13 protein-coding genes are annotated in these 17,926 nt (G+C 72.5%); 9 read left to right on the top strand and 4 right to left on the bottom strand.

Annotated elements, in window-relative coordinates; genetic code table 11:
• Window positions 1-519 (top strand): GNAT family N-acetyltransferase, encoded by a 519-nt coding sequence (locus AC1DWH_RS00730; RefSeq protein WP_477092055.1) that lies wholly within the window; start codon window positions 1-3, stop codon window positions 517-519.
• Between the two features lie 29 nt (window positions 520-548).
• The gene (locus AC1DWH_RS00735) at window positions 549-2,237 is read left to right on the top strand and encodes an AMP-binding protein (protein ID WP_477092056.1); all 1,689 of its coding nucleotides are present in this window, start codon (window positions 549-551) and stop codon (window positions 2,235-2,237) included.
• Window positions 2,238-2,265: 28 nt separating this feature from the next.
• Here AC1DWH_RS00735 and AC1DWH_RS00740 read toward each other — a convergent pair whose 3' ends face one another.
• A complete protein-coding gene (locus AC1DWH_RS00740; RefSeq protein ID WP_477092057.1) occupies window positions 2,266-4,890 on the bottom strand; it encodes an IPT/TIG domain-containing protein in 2,625 nt (874 codons plus the stop codon).
• 153 nt (window positions 4,891-5,043) lie between these two features.
• Between AC1DWH_RS00740 and AC1DWH_RS00745 the strand changes: the two genes are divergently transcribed.
• A complete protein-coding gene (locus tag AC1DWH_RS00745) occupies window positions 5,044-5,463 on the top strand; it encodes a hypothetical protein (protein WP_477092058.1) in 420 nt (139 codons plus the stop codon).
• Window positions 5,464-5,467: 4 nt separating this feature from the next.
• Here the strand turns inward: AC1DWH_RS00745 and AC1DWH_RS00750 are convergent, their stop codons facing one another.
• The gene (locus AC1DWH_RS00750; protein ID WP_477092059.1) at window positions 5,468-6,100 is read right to left on the bottom strand and encodes an MBL fold metallo-hydrolase; all 633 of its coding nucleotides are present in this window, start codon (window positions 6,098-6,100) and stop codon (window positions 5,468-5,470) included.
• Complete coding sequence (locus AC1DWH_RS00755) at window positions 6,097-7,920, bottom strand: glycoside hydrolase family 15 protein (protein ID WP_477092060.1); 1,824 nt, start codon at window positions 7,918-7,920, stop codon at window positions 6,097-6,099. Before AC1DWH_RS00755 ends, AC1DWH_RS00750 begins: the two co-directional genes overlap by 4 nt.
• A 107-nt stretch (window positions 7,921-8,027) precedes the next feature.
• On the opposite strand from AC1DWH_RS00755, the gene uvrA reads away from it, so the two are divergent.
• Window positions 8,028-10,916 carry an excinuclease ABC subunit UvrA gene (gene uvrA, locus AC1DWH_RS00760; protein ID WP_477092061.1) on the top strand — a complete coding sequence of 963 codons (2,889 nt, stop codon included), beginning with the start codon at window positions 8,028-8,030 and terminating at the stop codon, window positions 10,914-10,916.
• 127 nt (window positions 10,917-11,043) lie between these two features.
• Here the strand turns inward: uvrA and AC1DWH_RS00765 are convergent, their stop codons facing one another.
• On the bottom strand, window positions 11,044-11,550 hold the full coding sequence (locus AC1DWH_RS00765; RefSeq protein ID WP_477092062.1) for an OsmC family protein: 507 nt from the start codon (window positions 11,548-11,550) through the stop codon (window positions 11,044-11,046).
• A 73-nt stretch (window positions 11,551-11,623) separates the two neighbouring features.
• On the opposite strand from AC1DWH_RS00765, the gene uvrC reads away from it, so the two are divergent.
• From uvrC to gap, 5 genes are all read left to right on the top strand, one after another.
• Window positions 11,624-13,729 (top strand): excinuclease ABC subunit UvrC, encoded by a 2,106-nt coding sequence (gene uvrC, locus AC1DWH_RS00770; RefSeq protein WP_477092063.1) that lies wholly within the window; start codon window positions 11,624-11,626, stop codon window positions 13,727-13,729.
• Window positions 13,726-14,670, top strand: coding sequence for an RNase adapter RapZ (gene rapZ / locus AC1DWH_RS00775; RefSeq protein WP_456847445.1), 945 nt, complete (start codon window positions 13,726-13,728; stop codon window positions 14,668-14,670). Before uvrC ends, rapZ begins: the two co-directional genes overlap by 4 nt.
• Window positions 14,667-15,644 (top strand): gluconeogenesis factor YvcK family protein, encoded by a 978-nt coding sequence (locus AC1DWH_RS00780; protein ID WP_477092064.1) that lies wholly within the window; start codon window positions 14,667-14,669, stop codon window positions 15,642-15,644. Before rapZ ends, AC1DWH_RS00780 begins: the two co-directional genes overlap by 4 nt.
• A gap of 49 nt (window positions 15,645-15,693) precedes the next feature.
• On the top strand, window positions 15,694-16,674 hold the full coding sequence (whiA, locus tag AC1DWH_RS00785; protein ID WP_477092065.1) for a DNA-binding protein WhiA: 981 nt from the start codon (window positions 15,694-15,696) through the stop codon (window positions 16,672-16,674).
• Between the two features lie 212 nt (window positions 16,675-16,886).
• Complete coding sequence (gap, locus tag AC1DWH_RS00790; RefSeq protein WP_456847442.1) at window positions 16,887-17,891, top strand: type I glyceraldehyde-3-phosphate dehydrogenase; 1,005 nt, start codon at window positions 16,887-16,889, stop codon at window positions 17,889-17,891.
• Window positions 17,892-17,926 lie beyond the last annotated feature (35 nt).

Here is a 17,926-nt window from a genome sequence, read left to right on the forward strand (position 1 = left end):
GTGGAGCTGCCGGACGAGCTGGTCCTGCCCGGGGCGCGGGTGCGGGCGCTGCGTGCCGACGACTGGGAGCTCGACCACGCCCTGAGCCGGGTGCCGGACGTGCCGCGCTGGACCTACTACCCCGCGGACGTCGGTGTCGACGAGGCCCGCGAGCGGGTGGCGCGCAGCCTCGCGCTCCGTGCCGACGGCCGGGGTGGGCGGTTCGTCGTCGAGCGCGACGGCTCGCCCGTCGGGACCATCGGGCTGGCTCTGCGGGTCGACGGACCCTACGTCTACTACGCGTTCCTGCCCGCCGGGCGCGGGCTCGGGCTCGCGACGGAGGCGGTCGGTGCCCTCTCGACCTGGGCGTTGCAGCACGGGGCGGACCGCGTCCACGCGGTGACGATGGTCGACAACAGGGCGAGCGAGCGCGTCCTGGAGCGGTCGTCGTTCGTCCGGCTGGGGCTCGAGGTCGAGCCCGACGGGGTGACCGTGACGCGCTGGGAACGGGGCGCCGACCCACAACCTACTCACAAGTAACTTACGGACCCGTAGGTTACGATCGGGAGATGACCACCGTGGGTTCAGGCCGTCCGTCCCCTGCCGCCACCGGCGCCCCGCGGGAGGTGACGATCCCCGACGAGCCGCTCACGGCGGCCCTCGATCGTGCCGCGCAGCAGTGGCCGGACCGGACGGCCGTCGACTTCCTCGGCGCGGTCACGTCGTACCGCGAGCTGGCCGACGCCGTCGCGCGCGGCGCGCAGGTGCTGCTCGACCTCGGTGTGCGGCCCGGCGACCGGGTCGCGCTGGTCATGCCGAACTGCACCGGCCACGTCATCGCGTTCTACGCGGCGCTGCGCGTCGGCGCGGTCGTCGTCGAGCACAACCCGACCTACTCGACGGGGGAGCTCGCGCACCAGCTGGCCGACTCCGGCGCTGTCATCGCGCTGGTGTGGGAGAGGGCCGTGCCACGCGTGCTGGAGTCGCTGCCGCGGACCTCGCTCAAAGCCGTCGTCGCGGTCGACCTGTCCGCCGACCTCCCGCGCGGCAAGCGCCTGGCCCTCCGGCTGCCGGTGCCCAGCGCCCGCAAGGCCCGCGCGGCGATGTGCGGAAAGGTGCCGCCGGCCTTCCCGATGTGGCACCGGCTCGTCAACCGCGCCGTTCCGCTCGACCCGGCCCACCCGACGCCGGGCGCGTCCGACGTAGCGCTCCTGCAGTACACGGGCGGCACGACGGGGACCCCGAAGGGAGCGATGCTCACCCACCGCAACCTCGTCGCCAACGCGGTCCAGGGGCAGGCGTGGACCGGAGCCACGCCCGGCACGGACGTCGTCTTCGGCGTCCTCCCGTTCTTCCACGCGTTCGGCCTGACGCTCTGCCTCAGCTACGCGATGCGGATCGGCGCGACGCTCGTCGCGTTCCCGTCGTTCGACCCCTCCATGGTGCTCGCCGCCCAGGAGCGCGTGCCCGGCACGTTCCTGCCCGCTGTCCCGCCGATGCTCGACCGGCTCGCAGCCGCCGCGCGCAAGGCCGGGGCGGACCTCACCTCGTTCCGGTACGCGATCTCGGGCGCCATGGCGCTGCCGGCGGAGACGGCCCGGGCGTGGGAGGAGGTCACCGGCGGCCTCGTCATCGAGGGGTACGGCATGACGGAGACATCGCCGGTCGCGCTCGGCAACCCGCTGACCGACGCCCGCCGGCCCGGCACGCTCGGTCTGCCGTTCCCGAGCACGAGCATCCGCGTGGTCGACCCGACGGACGTCACGAGCGACGTCGAGCCGGGGGAGCGCGGGGAGCTGCTGATCCAGGGGCCGCAGGTGTTCGCGGGCTACTGGGGTCGGCCCGACGAGACCGCCGAGCAGCTGCTCGACGACGGGTGGCTGCGCACGGGCGACATCGTGACCGTCGACGACACCGGGTGGGTGGTCCTGGTGGACCGCATCAAGGAGGTCATCGTCAGCGGGGGATTCAAGGTCTACCCGTCGCAGGTCGAGGACCACCTGCGCACGATGCCCGGCGTGGTCGACGTCGCCGTGGTCGGGGTGCCCGGCGGCGACCTCGGCGAGACCGTCGTCGCGGCCGTCGTGCTCGAGCCCGACGCGCACGGCATCGACCTCGCGGCCGTCCGCGCCTGGGGCGAGCAGCACCTCGCCCGGTACGCGCTCCCGCGACGGCTCGTGGTGCTCGACGAGCTGCCCCGGTCGCAGGTGGGCAAGGTGCTGCGCCGCGTGGTGCGGGAGTCCGTGCTCGCGGGCTGACCCCCCACCACCCGGAGGCGTCGTCAGGTCAGAGAGGCACCGACGGGCAGGACGTCCCCGTCGGTGGGGCGACGTACGTGTACCTCCCCGTCACGGTCGACGTCCCGCCGGGGGTCGTCACCGCGACCTGGACGGTGCTGGCGCCGTGCGGCGGGACGCGGACCGAGAGTCGCGTGTCGGACACGACCGAGATGGCCGTCGACACCGCGCTGCCGAACGTGACCCTGGTCGCGCTGGTGAGGGCGAGGCCGGTCACCGTGACGTAGGTGCGTCCCGCCGTGCAGCCGGTCGCCGGGCTCACCCCGGTGACCTGGGGTCGCACGGACGGCGGCGGAGGCGGTGTCGGGCAGCTGTACCCGGCCGCCGGTGCCGTGTAGGTGTACCGGACGACGTCCGTCGTCGTGCCGGCCGGGGTGGTCACCGCGACCCGGACGACGCTCGCGCCGTGGGGCGGGACGCGGACGAGGAGCGAGGTGTCGGAGACCTGCCGGACGTCGCCGCTCGACAGCGAGCCGAAGGTGACCCGGGTCGCGCCGGTCAGGTGGGTGCCCGTGAGCGTCACATAGTTGCGGCCGGCCGTGCAGCCGGTCGCGGGGGACACCCTGGTGAGCGAGGGGTGGGTGGTCCCGGTCGCGATCGTGCGGGATCCCGTCGAGCCCGCGAACGTGTTGTTCGCGGCGTAGGTCGTGGACAACGTGTGCGAGCCCGCGGTCAGTGAGGTCGTGAAGGTGGCCACCCCGCCGACCAGCGGGGAGTCACCGACGCTGCTGCCGTCGACGAGCAGGGTGAGCAGGCCGCCCGTCGCCACGCCGTGAGCCGCGCCGACCGTCGCGGTGACGGTGAACGACGATCCCGGCAACGGAGCGGGCACCGACGGTGTGAGGGTCACGGTCGTCGGGATGAGCTGCGACGTCACGACCACGTTGTCGGTGCTGACACCGCCCGAGGTGTGGACGACCACCCTGCCCGCGCCGGTCGCGCTGTTGGCCGGCATCGTCACGTGCAGCACCGTCGGGGAGTCGACGACGACGTTCTCGCCGAGGCTCGAGCCGATGGAGACCGTGGTCCCGCTGGTGAAGCCCGTGCCCGTCACGGTGAGGACCTCCCCGCCGAGCGGGGTGACGACGGCGGGCGAGACCGCGGCGACGGTCGGTGCGACCGTCGTACCCTGCTGCAGCGCCACGGCCGACGACAGGTAGGTCGGGTCGCCGCTGTACGACGCGGTCACGTGGTGCACGCCGGCGCCGAGGCCCGTCGTGTAGCTCGCGGTGCCGCCGACGACCGGGACCGCGTGCCTCGCGCCGCCGTCGATGCGGAACGTGACGGTGCCGGTCGGTGTCGGGCCCGTCGGCGGGGCGAGGTGCACCGTGTAGGTGAGGACGCCGCCGGCGTTGCTGGTGGGGTCGGCGGTCGTGATGCTCGGGTTGGCGCCGTCCCGGGCGTAGTTCGCGGTGGCGGGGAGCGACGAGCCGGCCGAGCTGGTCGCGATGATCCAGGCGGGTCCGCCGACGTGCGGGGGCAGCGAGAACGACACGTGCGTCCCGGCGGCGTCGACCGTGGCGGCGAGCGGGGTGCCGTCGAGCGTGAACGTGGTGCCTGCACCGAGGCTGGTGCCGGTGAGGTCGAAGGGGCCGCCGGTCGTGGTCGACGCGTCGTCGTTCCCCGGGTTGAAGAGCGTCGGCGAGCCGGCCGCGCCGCCGGGCGTCGCGAGCCCGGACGTCGCGGCGCCGTACGTCGCGTCGCCCGAGTAGACGACGGTCGGGGCGTACGACCCCGGGACGTACGTGAGGGTGGCGTGCCCGGTGGCGTCGAGCGGAATGGGCGTGCCGCTCGACGTACCGTTCCGCACCGCGACCGTTCCGGTCGGGACCCCGGACGCGCCTGAGACAGCCACGTCGACCGTCGTCGGTACACCGATGAGCGGCGCGCCGACGGCCGTCACGGTCACCGTGGCCGACGCGGTGCCCGTCGGGCCGCCGAGAGTGATGTCGCCGAGCGGGGTGTCGTTCCCGGGCTCGACCAGATAGCCCGTCGCGGCGACGGCCGGGTCTGCGGTGGCCATGCCCACGAAGGTGTACGCCGCGATCGCCGGGAGGTGCCAGAACCGGAAGTTCCCGGCCCCGTCGGTCGTCGCGGAGTAGCCGAAGTCCCACTGCCAGTTCTCGACGAGGAGGTTGCGCAGGTCCACCGCCTCACCGGCCGCCGGCGTGCCGTCCGGGTTGAGCAGCCGCCCGGAGATCGAACCGCCGAGCTGGAGGGCGTAGTTGCCGATGGTCGTCGTGCTGCCCGGGTAGGTGTTCACGAACGCCGGCGGGACGTCGGGCGGCGACATCCACGTCTCGGGAACGAGGAAGGAGTCGGTGAGCGCGGAGAACACCAGCCAGTACTGCCCGCCCGCAGGGACGGTCAGCGAGAACGAGCCGTCCGCCGCGTTGTCGCCACAGACCACCGCAGCGCTGGTGTAGTCGTTCGCGCAGATCCTGAAGCCGCTCGCCGGCGTCCCGTCCGGGGCGACGAGGCGGCCCGCGATCACGGAGTCGTCAGGTCCGGCCGCGGCTGCGGTGGCGAGGGCGAACGGCGCCCCGACGACGAGCAGGGCAGCGACGATGAGGCGGGTGAGCCACCGCCGCACGGACGTCTGGTTGGCGCGCATCGGTAGTCCCCCTGGTCCGACGATGGCAGACGGCCTGGCGCGCACCGCCGACAAGACGATATCGATGCAGATGTCCGGAATGTCCCTCGTGACGAAAGTTCACCCGATCCTGGGTTGCGCGTGGGCCGTCGGTGATCGGGAAGGGTCGCGGGTGTGGACGACTGGCTGAGCCTGATCGTGGTCACGGTCGGCTGGGCCGTGGCCTTGCTGGCCGTGATGTCACTCGTGCGGCCCGGGTCTCTCAGCTCGGAGCTGAACCGGTCTGCGAGCGCGGTTCACGGGTACCGCGTCAGGGGCGTGGCCGTGCTGGCCGGCCTGTGCCTGGTCGTCGTCGGCCGTGGCCTCGGGTCGCCGAGCTCGCGCGGCCTCGTCGTTGCCCTGCTCCTGCTGGGGGCGCTGGCCGCGCTGATCCACCTCGCCACCGACCCCGCGCGGGAGCTCGCCGTCGCCCAGGACGACGTGGACGGTCGGCACGAAGCGCTCGACCGGGTCGACCGGTCAGCGGTGGTCCACCTCGCGGCGACGTTCGGTGCAGGACTCGTGTGCGCGGGCGTGGCGCTGGTGCTCGGCTGACCGGTCACCAGCCGCGGGCGCGCCACTCCTCGAGGTGGGGGCGCTCGGTGCCGAGGGTCGTGCCGCTGCCGTGGCCGGGGTGGACGCGGGTGTCGTCGGCGAAGCGGTCGAACAGCTTGGCCGTGACGTCGTCGTAGAGCCGGGTGAACGTCTCGGGGCTCGTGGTGGCGCCGACGCCGCCGGGGAAGAGCGAGTCGCCGGTGAACAGGTGCACCAGGCCGTCGGGCTCCGTGTACGCGAGGGCGACCGAGCCGGGGGTGTGACCGACCAGCGTGATGACCTCGAGGGTGCACGAGCCGACGTGCACGGTGTCGCCGTCGTGCAGGCGCTGCGTGATCGCGATGTCCGTCGCCGCGGTGATCGCGTCGGCGTCGTCGGCCCCCGCTGCCGCACGGGCGCCGGTCACCGCGACCACGGAGGCGAGGGCGCGGTGGTGGTCGGGGTGCCGGTGGGTCGTGAGCACGAGGTCGAGGCGGCCGGTGCCCTCGTTGACGAGCGCCAGCAGTCGGTCCGGGTCGGCCGCGGCATCGACCAGGAGCTGGGAGCCGTCGGCGACGCACGTCAGCAGGTAGGCGTTGTTGTCCATGGGGCCGACGGACGCCTGCCGGATCTCGAGCTCGCGGACGCCGGCGGTCATCGGCCGGCCCGCTCGAGCGCGAGGTCGTGGCTGTGCACGGCGCGGACGAGGGCCAGGTGGGACAGCGCCTGCGGCAGGTTGCCTGCCATCCGGTGGCCGACCGGGTCGTACTGCTCGGCCAGCAGCCCGACGTCGTTGGCCAGGCCGACGAGGATGTCGAGCACCTCGGTCGAGCCGTCCACGTCGCCGCCGCGCGCGAGGGCGTCGGCGAGCCAGAACGAGCAGGCCAGGAAGGCGTGCTCGTCGCCGGGCACGCCGTCGTCCGTCTTCTCCGTGCGGTAGCGCCGCAGCAGCCCGGGGGCGATCTCGAGCTCGTCGCGGATCACGCCCAGGGTGGACACGATCCGCGGGTCGTCGGGCGGCAGGAAGTCGACCTGCGCCATCTGCAGCAGGGCGGCATCCGTGTGGGTGGCGCCGTACGACTGCACGAACGTCCCGCGCTCCTCGTTCCACGCGTGCGCCAGGACGTCGGCGTGGATGGCGTCCCGCTCGGCGCGCCACTGGTCCACGGGGCCGTCGAGCCCGTGCCGCTCGACGGCTCGGACGGCGCGGTCGACGGCGGCCCACGCCATCACCTTCGAGTGCGTGAAGTGCTGCGGGTCGCCGCGGACCTCCCAGATCCCGCGGTCGGGTTCCCGCCAGCGGGTGAGCAGGTGGTCGATCAGGTGCCGCTGGAGGGACCAGGAGTCGTCGGTCTCGGCGAGCCCCGCGTCCCGGGCCATCTCGAGCGCGCACATCACCTCGCCGAGGACGTCGTTCTGGACCTGGCCGACGGCGGCGTTGCCCACGCGGACGGGCGTCGACCCGGCGTAGCCGGACAGGTGGTCGAGCTCCCGCTCGGGAAGGTCGCGGCCGCCGTCCACGCGGTACATGATCTGCAGGTCCGCGGCGTTGCCGGCGACGGCGCGCAGCAGCCAGTCGCGCCACCCGGTCGCCTCGTCCCGGTACCCGTGCTCGAGCAGTGCCTCGAGCGTCATCGCGGCGTCGCGCAGCCAGCAGAACCGGTAGTCCCAGTTGCGCGCGCCGCCGAAGTCCTCCGGCAGCGACGTCGTCACCGCGGCCACGATGCCACCGGAGTCGGCGTCGGTGAGCAGGCGCAGCACGAGGAGCGAGCGCACCACGGCCTCGCGGTAGGACCCCTCGTAGGCGCACCGGCGCGCCCACAGCCCCCACTCGATGCGGGTGCTGTCCAGCCGGTCCTCGATGGTGAGGCGTGGCGGGACCGGGTCCCAGGACCGCGTCCAGGTCAGCGCGAGCTCGACCGACTCGCCGGCGCGCAGCGTGAACCGGTCCGCGTGCCGTCGGCCGTCCGGGACCGGCAGCCGGTCACCCCTCAGCAACAGCGAGTCGGGTCCGGCGATCGCCCGGATGGCGTCGACGCCCGCCGAGTCCGTCAGGCGATAGACCCACGGCTCGACCTTGCCGTACCCGAACCTGACCACCCACTCGTGGTCGACCTCGACCGTGCCGCTGGTGCACTCGAGCCGGCGCACGATGTCCGACCTGCCGTCGCTCAGCGGCATCGTCTCCTGCGCCACCGCGGTGCCGGTCGGAGCCACGTACGTCGTCTGCAGGACGAAGGAGTCGTCGAGGTACTGGCGCGTCACCGAGGTGGCCTCACGGACCGTGAGCAGCCACCGCCCGTTGTCGGGCGTCCCCAGGAGCCGGGCGAACGACGCCGCGGAGTCGAACTGCGGGAGGCACATCCAGTCGATCGAGCCGCGACGCGAGACGAGCGCCGCGGTCTGCCCGTCGCCCAGGACGGCGTAGTCCTCGATGGGCACGAGCGGGGGGTCGACGACGTCGTCGGGGCGGTCCACGAGCCGAGCATGGCCCGGCTCCGAGCAAGTGGCACGTCGGCCCGCTGTGCGTTCGCTCACGTCGAACAGATGTGCGATTGTCGGTGGCGGCACGTAGACTCCCCGCCGTGAACGAACGACTGGTGGTGCAGGGCGCCCGCGAGCACAACCTTCGGAACGTCGACCTCGATCTCCCGCGCGACAAGCTCATCGTGTTCACCGGTCTGTCCGGGTCGGGGAAGTCGTCGCTGGCGTTCGACACCATCTTCGCGGAGGGGCAGCGCAGGTACGTCGAGTCGCTGTCCGCGTACGCGCGCCAGTTCCTCGGGCAGATGGACAAGCCCGACGTCGACTTCATCGAGGGTCTCTCGCCCGCGGTGTCGATCGACCAGAAGTCGACCAACCGCAACCCGCGCTCGACGGTCGGCACCATCACCGAGGTCTACGACTACCTGCGCCTGCTGTACGCGCGCGCCGGGACGCAGTACTGCCCGATCTGCGGCGAGCGCGTCACGGCGCAGACCCCGCAGCAGATCGTCGACCGCCTGCTGGAGCTGCCGGAGGGCACGCGGTACCAGGTGCTCGCGCCGGTCGTGCGCGGCCGCAAGGGCGAGTACGCGGACCTGTTCAAGGAGCTCCAGGCCAAGGGCTTCGCCCGCGCCCGGGTGGACGGTGAGGTCGTGCAGCTGACCGAGCCGCCCGCGCTCGAGAAGAAGCTCAAGCACGACATCGAGGTCGTCATCGACCGCCTGGTCGCCCGCGAGGGCGTGCAGCGCCGGCTCACCGACTCGGTCGAGACGGCCCTCGGCCTGGCCGGCGGGCTCCTGGTCGTCGAGCTGGTGGACGCGGACATCGACGACCTGAACCGCGAGCGGCGGTTCTCCGAGCACCGTGCGTGTCCGAACGACCACGTGCTCACGCTCGACGAGATCGAGCCGCGGACGTTCTCCTTCAACGCGCCCTACGGCGCCTGCCCGGAGTGCACCGGCATCGGCTCCCGCCTCGAGGTGGACCCCGACCTGGTGGTCCCGGACGAGGACCTCTCGCTCGACGACGGCGCGGTCGCCCCGTGGTCGCAGATCTCCAGCGAGTACTTCGCCCGCGTGCTGAGCGCGCTGGCCGCGGACATGGGCTTCTCGACGTCCGTGCCGTGGCGGGCGCTGCCGCAGCGAGCCAAGGACGCGGTGCTGCACGGCCAGAACCACGAGGTGAAGGTCCGGTACAAGAACCGCTGGGGTCGCGAGCGGCAGTACTCGACCGGGTTCGAGGGCGTGATCACGTTCCTCGAGCGTCGGCACAACGAGACGGACTCGGACTGGAGCAAGGAGAAGTACGAGGCCTTCATGCGCGAGGTCCCGTGCCCGGTCTGCGAGGGCGCCCGGCTCAAGCCGGAGGTCCTGGCCGTGAAGGTCGGCGGCAAGTCGATCGCGGAGGTCTGCAACCTGCCCATCCGCGAGGCACGCGGGTTCCTCGACGGGCTCGAGCTGGGCGAGCGCGAGCGGGCCATCGCCGCGCAGGTGCTCAAGGAGATCCAGGCGCGGCTCGGGTTCCTGCTCGACGTCGGTCTCGACTACCTCTCCCTGACCCGCCCGGCCGCGACGCTGTCCGGCGGCGAGGCGCAGCGCATCCGGCTGGCCACGCAGATCGGCTCCGGCCTGGTCGGCGTGCTCTACGTGCTGGACGAGCCGAGCATCGGCCTGCACCAGCGCGACAACCGGCGACTGATCGACACGCTGACCCGCCTGCGGGACCTCGGCAACACGCTCATCGTCGTCGAGCACGACGAGGACACCATCCGCACCGCGGACTGGATCGTCGACATCGGCCCGGGCGCCGGCGAGCACGGCGGCCGCGTGGTCCACTCGGGCGACCTGGCGGGCCTGCTGTCCTCGGCCGAGTCGGTCACGGGCGCCTACCTCTCCGGGCGCCGGACCATCCCGATGCCCAACGAGCGCCGGCCCACCGACAAGCAGCGGCAGCTGACGGTCGTCGGCGCGCGCGAGCACAACCTGCAGGGGATCGACGTGTCGTTCCCGCTCGGCGTGCTCACCGCGGTGACGGGTGTCTCCGGCTCCGGCAAGTCGACGCTGGTCAACGCGATCCTCTACACGGTCCTGGCCAACGAGCTGAACGGTGCCCGGCAGGTCGCCGGCCGGCACAAGCGCGTGACCGGCCTGGAGCACCTCGACAAGGTCGTGCACGTCGACCAGGGGCCGATCGGCCGCACGCCCCGGTCCAACCCCGCCACGTACACCGGGGTCTGGGACCACGTCCGGCGGCTGTTCGCCGAGACGACGGAGGCCAAGGTTCGGGGCTACACGCCCGGCCGGTTCTCGTTCAACGTCAAGGGCGGGCGCTGCGAGGCGTGCTCGGGCGACGGCACGCTGAAGATCGAGATGAACTTCCTGCCGGACGTCTACGTGCCCTGCGAGGTCTGCCACGGCGCGCGCTACAACCGCGAGACGCTCGAGGTGCACTTCAAGGGCAAGACCGTCGCCGACGTGCTCAACATGCCGATCGAGGAGGCCGCCGAGTTCTTCGCCGCGGTGCCCGCGATCTCCCGGCACCTGCGCACGCTGGTCGACGTCGGTCTCGGGTACGTGCGGCTGGGTCAGCCGGCGCCCACGCTGTCGGGGGGCGAGGCGCAGCGCGTCAAGCTCGCGGCCGAGCTCCAGCGCCGCTCGACGGGCCGCACGATCTACGTGCTCGACGAGCCCACCACCGGCCTGCACTTCGAGGACATCCGCAAGCTGCTCGGGGTGCTCCAGTCGCTGGTCGACAAGGGCAACTCCGTGATCGTCATCGAGCACAACCTCGACGTGATCAAGAACGCGGACTGGGTCATCGACATGGGCCCCGAGGGAGGCAGCGGTGGCGGCCTGGTCATCGCCGAGGGCACCCCGGAGTACGTCGCCGGCGTCGAGGAGAGCCACACCGGCCGGTTCCTCGCCGAGGTGCTCGAGCCCGTCAAGCAGCCCGCGAAGCGGCGGACCATCAAGCAGCGCGTCTCGGCGTGACCGAGGCCTGGCCCGGCGACCTGGTCGTCCTCCGCGAGGACGACGACCTGGTCGCCGGGCTGCTGGGTCGCCGGTGACCGAGCCTGCGTCGGCCGTGAGGTTCGGGACCGCGGAGAAGGACCGGCCGTCAGGTCGCGACGGCCATCCGGACCGGGACGGGCTCGTGCCGGACGGGGAAGTTCACGGACCGCGAGATGAAGCAGTGCTCGTGCGCCTGGTGATGGATACCGGACAGGACCCCGTCGGTGACCGCCCGGCCGTCGGGCAGGTGGGCACCGGAGGCGACGGTGACCCGCGGTCGCAGGACGACCTCGCGGAACTGGCCGTGCCCGGCCGACTCGATGCGCATGGTCCCCACGGCCTGGTCCTCGTAGCCGACGACGACGACACCGGCGGCGGACGCGAGGTGCAGGAACCAGAGCATGTGGCACTGCGCCAGCGCGCTGACCAGCAGCTCCTCGGGGTTGTACCGGGACGGGTCCCCACGGAACGAGGGGTCGGACGAGCCGAGCAGCGGTGGCTTCGAGCCGATCCGCACCTCGTGGTCACGGCTGTACGCGGTGTAGCTCGACGTCCCGGTGGCGCCGGCGCCGGTCCAGGTGACGTCGACGGAGTACGTGTGCAGGGGGCCCATCGGTCCACGGTATCGGCGTCGGCAAGGCCGCGTGCGGTCGGCGGCGTCGGTGGTGCGAACTAGGCTCGAACCCATGGCTGATCCCGCCACGTACCGTCCCGCGCCCGGGGAGATCCCGGACTCGCCGGGGGTCTACCGCTTCCGCGACGAGCACGGCCGCGTCATCTACGTGGGCAAGGCCAAGAGCCTGCGCCCGCGTCTGTCCAGCTACTTCCAGGACCTCGCCGGCCTGCACCCGCGCACCCAGCAGATGGTGACGTCGGCGGCGTCGGTGCAGTGGACGGTCGTCGGCACCGAGGTCGAGGCGCTGGCGCTCGAGTACTCGTGGATCAAGGAGTTCGACCCGCGGTTCAACGTGAAGTACCGGGACGACAAGTCGTACCCGTACCTGGCGGTGACCATGGCGGACGAGTTCCCGCGCATCCAGGTCATGCGGGGCGCCAAGCGCAAGGGCACGCGCTACTTCGGTCCGTACGCGCACGCGTGGGCGATCCGGGAGACGGTCGACCTGCTGCTGCGCGTGTTCCCGGTCCGGACCTGCTCGTCTGGGGTCTTCAAGCGTGCGCACCAGCAGGGGCGCCCGTGCCTGCTCGGCTACATCGACAAGTGCTCGGCGCCGTGCGTCGGCCGCATCTCGCCGGACGACCACCACCAGCTCGCGCAGGACTTCTGCGACTTCATGGCGGGCGACACGGCGAAGTTCACGCGCCGGCTGACCGCGCGCATGAAGGAGGCGGCGAACGAGCTCGAGTACGAGCGTGCGGCACGCCTCCGCGACGACATCGCGACCCTGGAGCGCGCCACCGAGAAGAACGCCGTGGTGCTGGCCGACGGCACGGACGCGGACATCTTCGCGCTGTCCGGCGACGAGCTCGAGGCGGCGGTCCAGGTGTTCCACGTCCGCGACGGGCGGATCCGGGGCCAGCGCGGCTGGGTCGTCGAGAAGGTCGAGGACGTCACGGACGCGGAGCTCGTCGAGCACCTCCTCCAGCAGATCTACGGCAACGAGGCGTCGGGGGACGGCGACCCGGGCTCGTCGGCGGTCCCGCGCGAGGTGCTGGTGCCGGTGCTGCCGCCGGACGTGGACCAGGTGCAGGCGTGGTTGACCGGGCTGCGCGGGAGCAAGGTCTCGGTGCGGGTGCCGCAGCGCGGCGACAAGCGTGAGCTGGCGGAGACGGTGCACCGCAACGCCGAGCACGCGCTGGTCCTGCACCGCACGCGCCGGGCGGGCGACCTGACCACCCGGAGCCAGGCTCTGCAGGAGATCCAGGAGGCGCTCGACCTGCCGTCGGCGCCGCTGCGCATCGAGTGCTACGACGTCTCGCACAACCAGGGCACCTACCAGTCGGCGTCGATGGTGGTGTTCGAGGACGGGCTCGCCCGCAAGAGCGAGTACCGGCTGTTCACGGTCCGCGGCCCGGAGGGCCAGGGCGCCCGGGACGACACCGCGGCGATGCACGAGGTCATCACGCGCCGGTTCCGCCGGTACCTGGCTGACCGTGCGGACGCCCGGGACGTCGAGCTGGGCATCGGGGAGGACGACGACGACCAGCCGCTGCGCTCCGGCCCGATCGACGAGGTCACGGGCAAGCCGGTGCGGTTCGCGTACCCGCCCAACCTGATCGTGGTCGACGGCGGACCCCCGCAGGTCGCGGCGGCCGCCGCGGCGATGGCCGAGCTGGGCATCGACGACGTCGCGCTGTGCGGACTGGCCAAGCGGCTCGAGGAGGTGTGGCTGCCGGGGGAGGAGTACCCGGTCATCCTGCAGCGCAGCTCCGAGGGGCTCTACCTGCTGCAGCGTCTGCGCGACGAGGCCCACCGTTTCGCGATCACGGCGCACCGCAAGCGCCGCAGCAAGGGCATGACGACGTCCGTGCTCGACGGCGTGCCCGGCCTGGGGCCTGCCCGGCAGGCGGCGCTGCTCCGGCACTTCGGGTCCGTCAAGCGACTGCGGGCGGCCTCGGCCGAGGAGATCGCCTCGGTGCAGGGCATGGGTGACCGCACGGCGGCGGCGGTCGTCGCCGCGTTGGCGGCCACCGCCACGGGTGCGACCCCGGGTGCTGGGGCGGGGACGAACCCCGATGCAGGGACGGGGAACGACACAGCCGGGGGAAGCGCGGGCGCCGCGCCGGTGTCGCCGGCACCGGTGGCCGGGTCGGCTGGCATGCTGGACGCATGAGCGACGAGCCTTCGCCGATCACGGTGCCCGCCGGGATCCCCGCCCTCGAGGCGGCCACCGAGGCGCCCCACCTGAGCCAGCCGCAGGTCCTCATCATCACCGGCATGTCGGGGGCGGGCCGGACCCGGGCGGCCGCGGTGCTCGAGGACCTCGACTGGTACGTCATCGACAACCTCCCGGCGCAGATGCTCACGCACCTCGTCGGCATGCTCACCAGCGGGCCGGCCGGCGCGGGCGCGCAACGGCTCGCCGCCGTCATCGACGTGCGCGGTCGCGAGTTCTTCCGGGACCTCTCCCCGGTGCTGCAGGGGCTGCGCGAGTCGGGCGTCGAGTACCGGATCCTGTTCCTCGACGCCTCGGACGAGGTGCTGGTCCGGAGGTTCGAGCAGGTCCGCCGCCCGCACCCGCTGCAGGGCCAGGGCCGGATCCTCGACGGCATCGCGGAGGAGCGGGCCGTGCTCGCGGACCTGCGCGAGCGGGCGGACACGCTCATCGACACGTCCGAGCTGAACGTGCACGACCTCGCGCGGGAGGTCCGGGCGGTCGTCGCCAGCGGCTCCGAGGACGCCCTGCGGATCTCCGTGGTCTCGTTCGGGTTCAAGTACGGGCTCCCGCTGGACGCCGACCACGTCGTCGACATGCGGTTCCTCGCCAACCCGTACTGGATCACCGAGCTGCGGCACCTGACCGGGCGGGACGCGCCGGTGCGCGACTACGTGCTCGGCCTGCCGGGCGCCGTGACGTTCGTGGAGCGGTACGTCGACGCGCTGGAGCCGGTGCTCGCCGGCTACCTCAACGAGGAGAAGCGGTACGTCACCATCGCGGTGGGCTGCACGGGCGGCAAGCACCGGTCGGTCGCGGTCAGCGAGGCCATCGCGGCGAGGCTGCGGGACCGGGGTCACCTCGTCGCCGTGTCGGCCCGGGACCTCGGCAAGGAATGAGGGCGGCCGCACCGGCCGTCGTCGCTCTGGGTGGTGGCCACGGCCTGTCGGCGTCGTTGTCGGCGCTGCGCCTGATGACGGACCGCATCACCGCGGTCGTCACGGTCGCCGACGACGGCGGCTCCTCCGGGCGGCTGCGCGACGAGCTGGGCGTCCTGCCGCCCGGTGACCTGCGGATGGCGCTGGCCGCGCTCTGCGACGACTCCGACTGGGGCCGGACCTGGCGCGACCTCCTGCAGCACCGGTTCCGCTCGTCCGGGGACCTGGACAACCACGCGGTGGGCAACCTGCTCATCGTGGCGCTCTGGGAGCTGCTCGGGGACACGGTCGAGGGTCTGGACTGGGTGGGCAAGCTGCTCGGTGCCCGGGGACGCGTGCTGCCGATGGCGTCCGTGCCGCTGCTCATCGAGGCCGACGTCGTCGACCGCGCCGGGACGACTCGGCGCGTGGTCGGGCAGAGCGCCGTCGCGGTCACCTCGGGGACGATCACGCAGGTGCGCCTGGAGCCGGCCGACCCGCCCGCCTGCCCGGAGGCCGTGGCGGCCATCGAGGCCGCGGACTGGGTGGTCCTCGGTCCGGGCTCCTGGTACACGTCCGTCCTCCCGCACCTGCTGGTGCCGGGCCTGCGCGACGCGTTGGGCCGGACGAGCGCACGCACGATCCTGACCCTCAACCTCTCCTCGGGTGAATCGGGGGAGACGGCGGGCATGAGCGCGGACCAGTACCTCGACGTGCTGCGGGCGCACGCGCCGGAGCTGCGCGTGGACGCGGTGGTGGCCGACCCGTCGGCGGTCGAGGACGTGTCGGCGCTGGCCGCGCGGAGCGCGGACCTGGGAGCACGCCTGCTCCTGCGCCAGGTCAGCCGCGGCGACGGCACCCCCCGCCACGACCCGTTGCGGCTCGCGGGGGCCTACTCGGACGTGCTGGACGGCTTCCTCGGGGACGTGGGGACCCGCGAGAACCCACCCGAGTAGGTGACCGGACCGGTCCCGGGCACGTGTCCTGCAATGGCAGGATGCAGCCATGGCGTTGACGGCACAGGTGAAGGACGAGCTCGCCCGTCTGAAGGTGGACAAGACGTCCTCACGGAAGGCCGAGGTCTCGGCCACCCTGAGGTTCGCGGGTGGCTTGCACATCATCTCGGGTCGGATCGTCATCGAGGCGGAGCTGGACACGGGCATCGCGGCCCGGCGTCTGCGGCAGGCGATCGCCGAGGTCTACGGGCACGAGAGCGAGATCATCGTCGTGTCCGGCGGCGGTCTGCGCCGGGGCAGCCGGTACGTCGTGCGGGTGGTCAAGGACGGCGAGTCGCTGGCCCGCCAGACCGGGCTGCTCGACAACCGTGGCCGGCCCGTGCGCGGCCTTCCGCCGCAGGTCGTCTCCGCCGGCGTCGCCGAGGCCGAGGCCGCGTGGCGTGGCGCGTTCCTGGCGCACGGCTCCCTCACGGAGCCGGGCCGGTCGTCCGCCCTCGAGGTCACCTGCCCGGGACCCGAGGCCGCGCTGGCGCTCGTCGGTGCCGCCCGTCGCCTCGGGATCTCCGCGAAGGCCCGCGAGGTGCGGGGGATCGACCGCGTGGTGATCCGGGACGGCGACGCCATCAGCGCGATGCTGGCCCGCCTGGGCGCGCACGAGACCATGCTGGTCTGGGAGGAGCGCCGGGTCCGGCGCGAGGTCCGGGGCACCGCGAACCGGCTCGCCAACTTCGACGACGCGAACCTGCGCCGGTCTGCTCGCGCCGCCGTGGCCGCGGGAGCACGCGTCGAGCGGGCGTTCGAGATCCTGGGCGACGAGCTCCCGGAGCACCTGCGCGAGGCGGGCGAGCTGCGCCTCGCGCACAAGGAGGCGTCGCTCGAGGAGCTGGGCAAGCTCGCCGAGCCGACGCTGACCAAGGACGCCGTCGCCGGCCGCATCCGGCGCCTGCTGGCGACCGCGGACAAGCGCGCCGCCGAGCTGGGCATCCCGGACACCGAGGCGGGCCTCAGCCCGGACCTGCTCGACCTCTGAGGGAGTCCCGCGGCGTCTCACCAGGGACCTACGTCGCGGCGTGACTCCGGTCACCTGGTATAGGGTCGTGTCATCCGAACGTCACACGACGGTCACGTGCTGGGCATGTACGACAGCCCGTGCCGTAGGCGTCCGGAGCGCACAGCGGCGTGCGTGACCCCATCACCAAAATGTGTGCGCCGGCCCCCCGTCGGCGCTGCCGAGGAGGGCAAGTGACCATCCGCGTCGGTATCAACGGCTTCGGCCGTATCGGGCGTAACTTCTACCGGGCGATCATCGCGTCCGGTGCCGACATCGAGATCGTCGGCGTGAACGACCTCACGGACAACAAGACGCTCGCGCACCTGCTCAAGTACGACACCGTGCTGGGCCGGTTCCCGCTGAGCGTCGCCTTCGACGACGACAACATCATCGTCGACGGCAAGAAGATCCGTGCGCTCGAGGAGCGCGACCCCGCGAACCTCCCGTGGGCCGAGCTGGGCGCCGACATCGTCATCGAGTCGACGGGCTTCTTCACCAACGCCGAGAAGGCCAAGGCGCACCTCACGGCCGGCGCCAAGAAGGTCATCATCTCGGCTCCGGCGTCCAACGAGGACGCCACGTTCGTCGTCGGTGTGAACCACACGGACTACGACGCCGCGGTGCACCACATCATCTCGAACGCGTCGTGCACGACGAACTGCCTGGCCCCGGTGGCCAAGGCGCTCAACGACTCGATCGGCATCGAGCGTGGCCTCATGACCACGATCCACGCCTACACGGGTGACCAGAACCTGCAGGACGGCCCCCACAAGGACCTCCGCCGTGCCCGCGCCGCTGCGCAGAACATCGTCCCGACGTCGACCGGTGCGGCCAAGGCCGTGGCGCTCGTCCTCCCGGAGCTCAAGGGCAAGCTCGACGGCTTCGCGCTACGCGTCCCCGTCATCACGGGCTCGGCCACGGACCTGACGTTCACGGCCTCGCGCGAGGTCACCGTCGACGAGGTCAACGCCGCGGTCAAGGCCGCTGCCGAGGGCCCGCTCAAGGGCATCCTCGAGTACGTCGAGGACGAGATCGTGTCGAGCGACATCGTCACGAACCCGCACCAGAGCATCTTCGACTCGAAGCTCACCAAGGTGAGCGGCGACCTGGTCAAGATCATCGCCTGGTACGACAACGAGTGGGGCTACTCGAACAGCCTCGTCGCGCTCACCACGTACGTCGGCGAGCGTCTCTGACGGTCCCGTCGCACCTGTAGTGACGGTCATGCGTC

It is taken from the genome of Cellulomonas sp. P2_F12, assembly GCF_056403775.1.

Coding starts and splice junctions, on each gene's coding strand:
- AC1DWH_RS00735 (WP_477092056.1), top strand. CDS start 549: ATGACCACCGTGGGTTCAGGCCGTCCGTCCCCTGCCGCCACCGGCGCC.
- AC1DWH_RS00740 (WP_477092057.1), bottom strand. CDS start 4,890: ATGCGCGCCAACCAGACGTCCGTGCGGCGGTGGCTCACCCGCCTCATC.
- AC1DWH_RS00750 (WP_477092059.1), bottom strand. CDS start 6,100: ATGACCGCCGGCGTCCGCGAGCTCGAGATCCGGCAGGCGTCCGTCGGC.
- AC1DWH_RS00765 (WP_477092062.1), bottom strand. CDS start 11,550: ATGGGCCCCCTGCACACGTACTCCGTCGACGTCACCTGGACCGGCGCC.
- uvrC (WP_477092063.1), top strand. CDS start 11,624: ATGGCTGATCCCGCCACGTACCGTCCCGCGCCCGGGGAGATCCCGGAC.
- rapZ (WP_456847445.1), top strand. CDS start 13,726: ATGAGCGACGAGCCTTCGCCGATCACGGTGCCCGCCGGGATCCCCGCC.
- AC1DWH_RS00780 (WP_477092064.1), top strand. CDS start 14,667: ATGAGGGCGGCCGCACCGGCCGTCGTCGCTCTGGGTGGTGGCCACGGC.
- whiA (WP_477092065.1), top strand. CDS start 15,694: ATGGCGTTGACGGCACAGGTGAAGGACGAGCTCGCCCGTCTGAAGGTG.